General features: G+C 74.1%; 8 protein-coding genes. All 8 read left to right on the top strand.

Annotated elements, in window-relative coordinates; translation table 11 throughout:
• Positions 1-138: 138 nt before the first annotated feature.
• Complete coding sequence (gene nuoI, locus EBM89_RS18145; RefSeq protein WP_439647205.1) at positions 139-861, top strand: NADH-quinone oxidoreductase subunit NuoI; 723 nt, start codon at positions 139-141, stop codon at positions 859-861.
• The gene (locus tag EBM89_RS18150; RefSeq protein WP_122151040.1) at positions 858-1,775 is read left to right on the top strand and encodes an NADH-quinone oxidoreductase subunit J; all 918 of its coding nucleotides are present in this window, start codon (positions 858-860) and stop codon (positions 1,773-1,775) included. The genes nuoI and EBM89_RS18150 overlap by 4 nt, the downstream gene beginning before the upstream one ends.
• Positions 1,772-2,071 (top strand): NADH-quinone oxidoreductase subunit NuoK, encoded by a 300-nt coding sequence (gene nuoK, locus EBM89_RS18155; protein WP_122151041.1) that lies wholly within the window; start codon positions 1,772-1,774, stop codon positions 2,069-2,071. The genes EBM89_RS18150 and nuoK overlap by 4 nt, the downstream gene beginning before the upstream one ends.
• A gap of 15 nt (positions 2,072-2,086) precedes the next feature.
• Positions 2,087-3,994, top strand: coding sequence for an NADH-quinone oxidoreductase subunit L (nuoL, locus tag EBM89_RS18160; protein ID WP_122151046.1), 1,908 nt, complete (start codon positions 2,087-2,089; stop codon positions 3,992-3,994).
• Between the two features lie 10 nt (positions 3,995-4,004).
• Positions 4,005-5,615: an NADH-quinone oxidoreductase subunit M gene (locus EBM89_RS18165; protein ID WP_122151042.1), complete on the top strand. Its 1,611-nt coding sequence runs from the start codon at positions 4,005-4,007 to the stop codon at positions 5,613-5,615.
• Positions 5,612-7,420, top strand: a complete 1,809-nt coding sequence (gene nuoN, locus EBM89_RS18170; RefSeq protein ID WP_122151043.1) for an NADH-quinone oxidoreductase subunit NuoN — start codon at positions 5,612-5,614, stop codon at positions 7,418-7,420. Before EBM89_RS18165 ends, nuoN begins: the two co-directional genes overlap by 4 nt.
• A gap of 89 nt (positions 7,421-7,509) precedes the next feature.
• Positions 7,510-8,514: a polyprenyl synthetase family protein gene (locus tag EBM89_RS18175; RefSeq protein ID WP_122151044.1), complete on the top strand. Its 1,005-nt coding sequence runs from the start codon at positions 7,510-7,512 to the stop codon at positions 8,512-8,514.
• A gap of 57 nt (positions 8,515-8,571) precedes the next feature.
• Positions 8,572-9,471 (top strand): RDD family protein (locus EBM89_RS18180; protein ID WP_147463614.1); only part of this gene is annotated, 900 nt, incomplete at its 3' end.

Consider the following 9,471-nt stretch of genomic DNA (forward strand, 5'->3'; position numbering starts at 1 on the left):
CCTCGCCGCGCGCGCAGCGCCGTGCCGCGCAGGCCGCCCAGGCCGCCGCCGAGCCCGCCGCCCCCGCCCTCGTCGGCGGGACGGCTCCCGAGGGCTCCGACGGCGACGCCCCCGAGTCCCCCACGCAGGAGGTGCCCCGTGGCTGACACGCCCGACAAGCAGGTCGAGCCCCGCGCGGGCGGCGGCGACGTCGCCCGGCCCGAGGTCCGGCCCTACGAGTCGCTGATCCCCAAGCGCGGTCCGGTCGCGGACGCCCTGGCGCCCGCGGCGGGGTTCGGCGTGACGCTGAAGAACTTCTTCAGCAAGACCGTCACCGAGCAGTACCCCTTCGAGCCCGCGCCGGTGAAGCCGCGGTTCCACGGCCGGCACCAGCTCAACCGGTACGCCGACGGGCTCGAGAAGTGCATCGGCTGCGAGCTGTGCGCCTGGGCCTGCCCGGCGGACGCGATCTACGTCGAGGCCGCCGACAACACCCCGGACCAGCAGTTCTCGCCGGGGGAGCGGTACGGCCGCGTCTACCAGATCAACTACCTGCGCTGCATCTTCTGCGCGCTGTGCATCGAGGCGTGCCCGACGCGCGCGCTCACCATGACCAACGACTTCGAGCTGGCGGGCCCGACCCGCGAGGGCCTGATCTTCGAGAAGCAGGACCTGCTCGCGCCGATGGCGGACGGCATGCTCGCCGCGCCGCACCCCATGGTCGAGGGCACCACGGACACCGAGTACTACCGCGGCGAGGTCACCGCCCCGACCGCGACGCAGGTGGACTGGGTCGCCGAGCACCGGCCCGACGACGCCACGCTGGACGCCGCCCGGGCGAGCGCCCGCACGGCCGCCCCGACCGGGCAGGAGACCCGATGACGCCGAGCACCGCCGAGGCGGTCCTGTTCTGGGTGCTGGCGCCGATCATGGTGCTGGCGGCGGGCGGCCTGCTGTTCGCCCGCAAGGCCGTGCACGCGGCCCTGTGCGTGATCACCGTGATGATCTCGCTGGCCTTCCTCTACGTCGCGCAGGAGGCGCCGTTCCTCGGCGTCGTCCAGGTGGTCGTCTACACCGGCGCCGTGATGATGCTGTTCCTGTTCGTCCTCATGCTGGTCGGCGTCGACGCCTCGGACTCCCTGGTGGAGACCCTGCGCGGGCAGCGCTGGATCGGCTGGGTCGCCGCCCTGGGCCTCGGCGTCGTGCTGGTCGGCGTCGTCGGCCGCACCGTCTACCCCGACGCCGTCGGGCTGGGCGACGCGAACGGCGCGACCAACCCGGTGGGCGTCGCGCGGATCATCTTCGGGCAGCACGTCTTCGCCCTGGAGGTCGTCGGGGCGCTGCTGGTCACCGCCGCGCTGGGCGCGCTGGTGCTCACGCACCGGCAGCGGCTCAAGCCGGTCGTCCGGCAGCGGGAGCGCGCCGCGGCCCGCGTCAAGGCCGGTGCGCGGCTCACCCCGCTGCCCGCGCCCGGCGTGTACGCCCGGCACAACGCCATGGACGTCCCGGCGCTCGACCCGGACGGCAACCCCATCGAGGAGTCCGTGCCGCGCGTGCTGCGGATCCGCGGCCAGGAGGCCGGGACCGACGCGTTCCACGCGGACACCTACCGCCGGGCCGTCACCGCGGTGCTCGCCCAGCGGGGCGTCACGGCGACCGACGCCGAGGTGGACGCCGCGCTCGGCACCACCGAGGACGACCCCCGACCTCCCGCGGCACCGCCCGGGACGACCGCCGGACCCACCACCGACATCACCCTCGGTGAGGGCTCGACCGGGACGGAGACCCAGCCGTGACGCTCACGCACTACCTGGTGCTGTCCGCGATCCTGTTCTCGCTCGGTGCCGCGACGGTGCTGCTGCGCCGCAACGCGATCATCGTGTTCATGGGCGTCGAGCTCATGCTCAACGCCACGAACCTCGCGCTCGTCACCTTCGCCCGCCTGCACGGCGACCTCACCGGCCAGGTCATGGCCTTCTTCGTGATGGTCGTCGCCGCCGCGGAGGTGGTCGTCGGCCTGGCGATCATCGTGTCGATCTTCCGCACGCGGAAGTCGGCGTCCGTCGACGACATCAACCTCCTGAAGAGCTGAGGGGCTGTGAACGACCTGACCTCCCTCGCGCCGCTCCTGGTGGCGGTGCCGCTCGCGAGCGCCGCGCTCCTGCTCCTGCTCGGCCGGGCGGCCGACCGCTGGGGCCACTGGCTCGGCGTCCTCGCCTCCACGGCGGCGTTCGTCGTCGGCGCGGTGCTGCTGACCGACCTGCTGGGCCGCCCCGCGGACGACCGCGTCCTCGACGTGCACCTGTTCGACTGGATCTCCGCCGGGCACTTCGACCTGTCCGCCGGGCTGCGCGTCGACCCGCTGTCGCTGACCTTCGTGCTGCTGGTGACGTTCGTCGGCACGCTGATCCACGTCTACTCGGTCGCGTACATGGCGCACGACGCCGCGCGGCGCCGGTTCTTCGCGTACCTCAACCTGTTCATCGCGGCGATGCTCGTGCTGGTCCTCGCGGACTCGTACCTGCTGCTGTTCGTCGGCTGGGAGGGCGTCGGCCTGGCGTCGTACCTGCTGATCGGGTTCTGGAACCACCACACCCCGTACGCCGTCGCCGCGAAGAAGGCGTTCGTCGCCAACCGCGTCGGCGACATCGGCCTGCTGGTCGCGCTCATGCTCATGTTCGCGACCTTCGGGGCCGTCGACTTCGACTCCGTCGCCGCGGGCGTCGGGGGCGCGTCGCAGGGCACGCTCACCGCCATCGGCCTGATGCTGCTGCTCGCCGCGTGCGGCAAGTCGGCGCAGTTCCCGCTGCAGTCCTGGCTGGGCGACGCGATGGCCGGCCCGACGCCGGTGTCCGCGCTGATCCACGCCGCGACGATGGTGACCGCGGGCGTCTACCTCATCGTGCGGTCCGCGCCGGTGTTCGAGGGCGCGCCCACCGCGCAGCTCGTCGTGACGATCATCGGGGCGATCACGCTGCTGATCGGCGCGATCATCGGCTGCGCGAAGGACGACATCAAGAAGGCGCTCGCCGCCTCGACGATGTCCCAGATCGGCTACATGGTGCTGGCCGCGGGCCTCGGCCCGGTCGGGTACGCGTTCGCGATCTTCCACCTGGTGACGCACGGCTTCTTCAAGGCCGGCATGTTCCTCGGCGCCGGGTCCGTCATGCACGGCATGGACGACCAGACCGACATGCGCCGGTTCGGCGGGCTGCGGAAGTACATGGTGATCACCTGGGTGACGTTCGGGGCCGGGTGGCTCGCGATCCTCGGCGTCCCGCCGTTCTCCGGGTTCTGGAGCAAGGACAAGATCATCGAGTCCGCGTTCGTCGTCCCCGAGGTCGGCGGCGAGTGGCGCGCCTGGCTGTTCGGCGCGGTCGCGCTGGTCGGCGCCGGGATCACCGCGTTCTACATGTCGCGGATGTTCTTCATGACCTTCCACGGCAGGCAGCGCTGGGCGCAGACGTCCGACGGGCACGACCAGCACCCGCACGAGTCGCCCGCCCTCATGACCATCCCGATGGTCCTGCTGGCGGTCGGCTCGGTCGGGCTCGGCTTCGTGCTCCAGCTCGGCGGCGGGTTCACCACCTGGCTGGAGCCCGTCACCGGGCACGTCGAGCACCACGAGCCCGTGCTGCCCGTCCTGGTCATCCAGGTCGCGACGCTCGTCGCCGTGGCGCTCGGCCTCGCGCTGGCCTGGCGGCAGTACCTGTCCCTCCCGGTGCCGGAGGCCGCCCCCGCGGGCACCGTCCTGACCCGTGCCGCCCGGGTCGACCTCTACCAGGACGCCGTCAACGACGCCGTCCTGGTCGAGCCCGGCCGGCACCTGACCCGCTCGCTCGTCTACGGCGACCGCACCGCGGTCGACGGGGCGTTCACCGGCCTCGGTCGCCTGACCGTCGGGATCGGGGAGCTCGTGCGGAAGGTGCAGACGGGCTACGCCCGCCAGTACGCCGCCACGATGCTGCTCGGCCTCGTCGTCCTCGCGGTCGTCGTCCTGGCGCCTCGGATCTGAGGGGAACTCGATGTCGTCTCCCGCTCTCGCGACCACGGTGCTGTCCCCGGACGTGCCCTGGTTGACCCTCCTCGTCGTGTGGCCGCTGGTCGCCGCGGCGGTGCTCTGGGCCCTGCCCGGCGGCACCACGCCCGACGGGTACTCCACCGGTGCGCGCCGGTGGTCCCGCCAGGTGGCGCTCGGCGCCGCGCTGGTCGAGGTGCTGCTCGGCGTCGCGGCGCTGCTCGCCTTCGACACCCTCGCCGCCGGGACGCACCAGCTGCTCGAGACTCACGCGTGGATCCCGCAGCTCGGCGTCTCCTACGCCCTCGGCGTCGACGGGGTCGGCCTCGCGCTCGTGCTGCTGTCCGTCGTGCTGGTGCCGCTGGTGGTCCTGGCCGCCTGGCGCGAGCAGGACTCCGGGAAGGTGCCCACCGACCGGCTGCGGCACTACCTGGCCCTCGTGCTCGTGCTGACCACGTTCATGGTCGCGGTGTTCGCCGCGCGCGACGTGTTCCTGTTCTACGTGCTGTTCGAGGCCATGCTCATCCCGGTCTACTTCATGATCGGCGGGTTCGGGGGGCCGCGCCGGCGGTACGCCGCGGTGAAGTTCCTGCTGTTCTCGCTCGCGGGCGGGCTCATCATGCTGGCCGGCGTCATCGGCCTGTACCTGCAGGGACCGGGCGGGGAGCAGGGCTTCCTCACCGAGAACCTCATCGGCACCGACATGTCCACGGGCGTCGAGCGCTGGCTGTTCCTCGCGTTCTTCGTCGCGTTCGCCGTCAAGGCCCCGATGTTCCCCGTGCACACGTGGCTGCCCGACGCCGCCGAGCAGGCGCCCGCCGGGACGTCCACGCTGCTGGTCGGCGTGCTCGACAAGGTCGGCACCTTCGGGATGCTCACGCTCTGCCTGCCGCTGTTCCCGGAGGCGTCCCGGTGGGCCGCGCCGGTGATCGTGGTGCTCGCGCTCATCTCGATCTTCTACGGCGCGCTGCTCGCCATCGGGCAGCAGGACATGTTCCGCCTGGTCGCGTACACCTCGGTGTCGCACTTCGGGTTCATCGTCCTCGGCATCTTCGCGTTCGCGTCCACGTCGATCGCCGGGTCGTCGTTCTACATGGTCAACCACGGGCTCTCCACCGGTGGGCTGTTCCTGCTGGTCGGCTTCCTCGTCGCCCGGCGCGGGTCCGCCCGCATCGAGGACTTCGGCGGCCTGCAGAAGGTCACCCCGGTCCTCGCGGGCGTCTTCCTGGTGACCGGCCTGTCCGCGCTCTCGCTGCCCGGCCTGTCGACCTTCGTCTCCGAGTTCCTGGTGATCGTCGGGACCTTCCCCGTCTGGGAGGCCGCCGCGGTCATCGCCGCGGTCGCCGTGGTGCTCGCCGCGATCTACGTCCTGTGGACCTACCAGCGGGTGTTCACCGGCCCGGTCCGCGACGACCTCGCCACCACGCCCGACATCGGCGCCCGCGAGCGCTGGGTGATCGGCCCGCTCATCGCGATCATGCTGGTGCTCGGCTTCTACCCCGCCCCCGCGCTGCGGCTCGTGGACGAGCCCGCCCGCACCACCGTGTCCCAGGTCGGCGTCGAGGCGCCGCCCGCGGACATGCCGATGCTCGACCCCGAGGAGGGGAGCGACCGGTGACCGAGTTCATCGCGCCCGACATCGCGTGGGCCCAGCTCACGCCGATCCTGCTGGTGCTCGGCGCGGCCGTCGTCGGCGTCCTCGTCGAGGCGTTCGTGCCCCGCCGCGCTCGCCGCCCGGTCCAGCTGACGATCACGCTGGCGGCCCTCGCCGGGGCCGTCGTCGCGGTCGCCGCGCTCTGGGGCGGCGTCGCGGACACCGGCGGCACCGACGTGCTGCTCGGCTCCGTAGTCGTCGACGGGCCGACGCTGGTGCTCCAGGGCACCATCGCCGTCCTCGCCCTGCTCGCCGTCCTGGTGATCGCGGACCGCACCGCCACCGGCGAGGACGCGTTCGCCCCCCAGGGCGCCGCCACCCCCGGCTCCGGCTACGAGGAGGCCGCGCGCGCCGCCGGGCTCCAGCAGACCGAGGTCTACCCCCTCGTGCTGTTCGCCACCGGCGGCATGCTGATCTTCCCCGCCACCGGCGACCTGCTCACGCTGTTCGTCGCCCTCGAGGTGCTGTCCCTGCCGCTGTACCTGCTGACCGGGCTCGCGCGCCGTCGCCGCCTGCTCAGCCAGGAGGCGTCGATGAAGTACTTCCTGCTCGGGGCGTTCGCGTCCGCGCTGCTGCTGTTCGGCATCGCGCTGCTCTACGGGTTCTCCGGCTCGCTGCGGTACGCGGACATCGCCACCGCCGTGCGCGCCGACACCGGCATGGACGCGCTGCTGCTCGTCGGGGCGCTGCTCGTGCTGGTCGGCCTGCTGTTCAAGGTCGGAGCCGTGCCGTTCCACTCCTGGACCCCCGACGCCTACCAGGGCGCGCCCACCCCCATCACGGGGTTCATGGCCGCGTGCACCAAGGTCGCCGCGTTCGGGGCCCTGGTCCGGCTGTTCTACGTCGTCCTGCCCGACCTGCGCTGGGACCTCGAGCCGATGATGTGGACCGTCGCCATCGCCACGATGGCCGTCGGCACCGTCGTCGCCCTGGTGCAGACCGACGTCAAGCGGGTGCTCGCGTACTCGTCCGTGGCGCACGCCGGGTTCGTGCTCACCGGCGTCGTCGCGCTCACCCAGTCCGGGATCACCGCGGTCCTGTTCTACCTGCTGGCCTACGGCGCGGCGACGGTCGGGGCGTTCGGCATCGTCTCGCTGGTGCGCGAGCGGGGGGCCGTGCGGGCGGCCGGCGGTCGCGTCACCTCGGGTGCCGCCTCCGGCGGGGTCCCGCACGTCGAGGGCGCGACGGCGACCTCGGGCGCGGCCGTCGCCACCGCCGTCGAGGTCCGCGCCGACGCCGACGACACCGACGGCGAGGGTGCGGAGCCCGGTGAGCCCGAGGGGCCGGTGCTCGGCGAGGCCACGCACCTGTCCCAGTGGGCGGGGCTCGGCCGCACCAACCCGGTGCTCGCCGGGACGTTCGTGCTGTTCCTGCTCTCGTTCGCGGGCATCCCGCTGACCGCCGGGTTCACCGGCAAGTTCGCGGTGTTCACCGCGGCGGTCGAGGGCGGCGCGTGGCCGCTGGCCGTCGTCGGCGTCGTCGCCTCCGCCGCGGCCGCGTTCTTCTACGTCCGGATCATCGTGCTGATGTTCTTCACCAGCCCGCAGGGCGGCCCGCAGCAGCCGGTCACGGCAGGGTCGCCGGACGTGGCCGACGAGAGCGGCGCGGACGCCGGCGCGCGGGCCCCGCGCGCCGGGACCGTCGTCGTCGCCTCGCAGGGCTTCGCCCTGGTCGCGATCGGCGCGTGCGCGCTGATCACGATCGCGCTCGGCGTCGTCCCCGGCCCGGTCCTGGACGCCATCGCGTCCGTCGCCCAGCTGATCCCGTGAGCCCCGCGGCCACCTCCCCGCGCCCGACGCGCGGGGCGGGTGGCCGCGTCGGTTCTGCTCCGGCCCGTCCGGCCAGATAGGTTCGTCCCGTGACCTCCCCGACCGCACTGCCGCTCGCCGACCCCGCGCTCGCCGAGCGCGTCGCCGCGCGACTCGACGTCGTCGAGGAGCGCCTGCGCGGCGCCGTCGCGTACGCCGACCAGCTCGTCGACGACGCCGCGCACCACCTGGCCAACGCCGGGGGCAAGCGCTTGCGACCGCTGCTCACCCTGCTGTCCGCCGAGCTCGGCGACGGCACGCGCGACGAGGTGCTCGACGCCGCCGTCGTGGTCGAGCTGACCCACCTCGCGTCGCTGTACCACGACGACGTCATGGACTCCGCGCCGCTGCGCCGCGGGGCGCCCGCCGCGCACGAGGTCTGGGGCAACAACGTCGCCATCCTCGTCGGCGACCTGCTGTTCGCCCGCGCGTCCACCACCGTCGCGCACCTCGGCCCCGAGGCCGTCCTCATCCAGGCCGGGACCTTCGAGCGGCTCTGCCTCGGGCAGCTGCACGAGTCCCTCGGCCCCGACGCCGACGGCGACCCCGTGCAGCACTACCTGCAGGTGCTCGCCGACAAGACCGCGTCCCTCATCGCGACCTCCGCGCGGCTCGGCGCCATGTTCGCCGGGTGCACCCCCGAGGTCGTCGAGACCGTCGCCGCGTTCGGCGAGCGCATCGGCGTCGCGTTCCAGCTCGCCGACGACGTCCTCGACCTCACCTCCGAGGGCGACGTCTCCGGCAAGACCCCGGGCACCGACCTGCGCGAGCAGGTCCCGACCATGCCCGTCCTGCTGCTGCGCGAGCGCGCCGCCGCCACCGGCGACCCCGCCGACGTCGCCCTCGTCGCCCGCCTCGACGGGGACCTGTCCGACGACGCCGACCTCGCCGAGGTCCTCGCCGCGCTGCGCGCCCACGACGTCGTCCGGGAGACCCGCGAGCGGGCCGTCGCGCTGGTCGGCGAGGCCATCGAGCTGCTCGCCCCGCTGCCCGAGGGCCCGGTCAAGGACTCGTTCGTCTCGTTCGCCGACGCCCTCGTGGACCGCGCGGCCTGACGGGCTGCACCCGGTCGGACGACGCCCCAGCGGGGTGACGTCGGGGACGATGGACCGGTGGAGGGGGACGGTGTGACCACGGTGGACGACCAGCGCTGCGCGACCTGCGGGGCGGCGCTCGACGCGGGCGCGGTGTTCTGCGGCGCGTGCGGCGCGCGCGTCGGGGCCCCGGCGGCGACGCCGGGGGACGGGACGGCGGCTGCGCCCGCGACCCCTGTTCCTGCTGCGCCCGGGACCGGTGCCCCCGCGACCTCGGTGCCCGTCACCACGGACCGCTGGGGTGGCGGGCCCGTCGACCCCTGGGGCGCCGCACCCGCTGCCGCCACCCCTGCCACGCGCGTCGCCGCTCCGGCTCCCGCGGCGCGCGCCGTGCCGGTCCCCGCGGCCGAGCCGACCCCTGGGTGGTCGCTCGGCGCCGACGTCGACGACGCGGTCGCCCCGGTGTGGCGGCGTCTCGTCGCCCTGCTCGTCGACCAGGTGCTCGCGGCCCTCGTCGCCGGTGCCGGTGCCCTCGTCGTGCTGCCCACCCTCCGCAGCGAGGACGCCACGCCCGCCGCCCTGCTCGTCCCCGCGCTGCTGCTCCTGCTGCTCGCTGCGGGGCAGTGGTTCGCCGAGGCGTTCGCGGGCCGCACCCTCGGCGGCGCGCTGCTCGGCACCCGCACCGTCTCCGCCCGCACCGGCCGCCCCGCCGGTCTGTGGGCGATCCTCGTCCGTTCCGTCGTGCAGGCGCTCGGCGGTGTGCTCGCGGGGATCGGCGTCTACGTCGTCGCCGGGTCCGGCGCGTGGGACGAGGGCCCGGAGCGCCGCGGCTGGCACGACAAGGCCGCGGGCACCCTGGTGCTGCGCGCCCGCCCGCCCCACCGGACGGACACCGCAGCGGACGCCGCGACCCCGGCCGCCCTTCCGGCGCCGACCCCGCCGCGCCCCACTCCGACCACGGGCCCGCCGCCCGCGACC

It is taken from the genome of Cellulomonas triticagri (assembly GCF_003696205.1).
Classification (GTDB): domain Bacteria; phylum Actinomycetota; class Actinomycetes; order Actinomycetales; family Cellulomonadaceae; genus Cellulomonas; species Cellulomonas triticagri.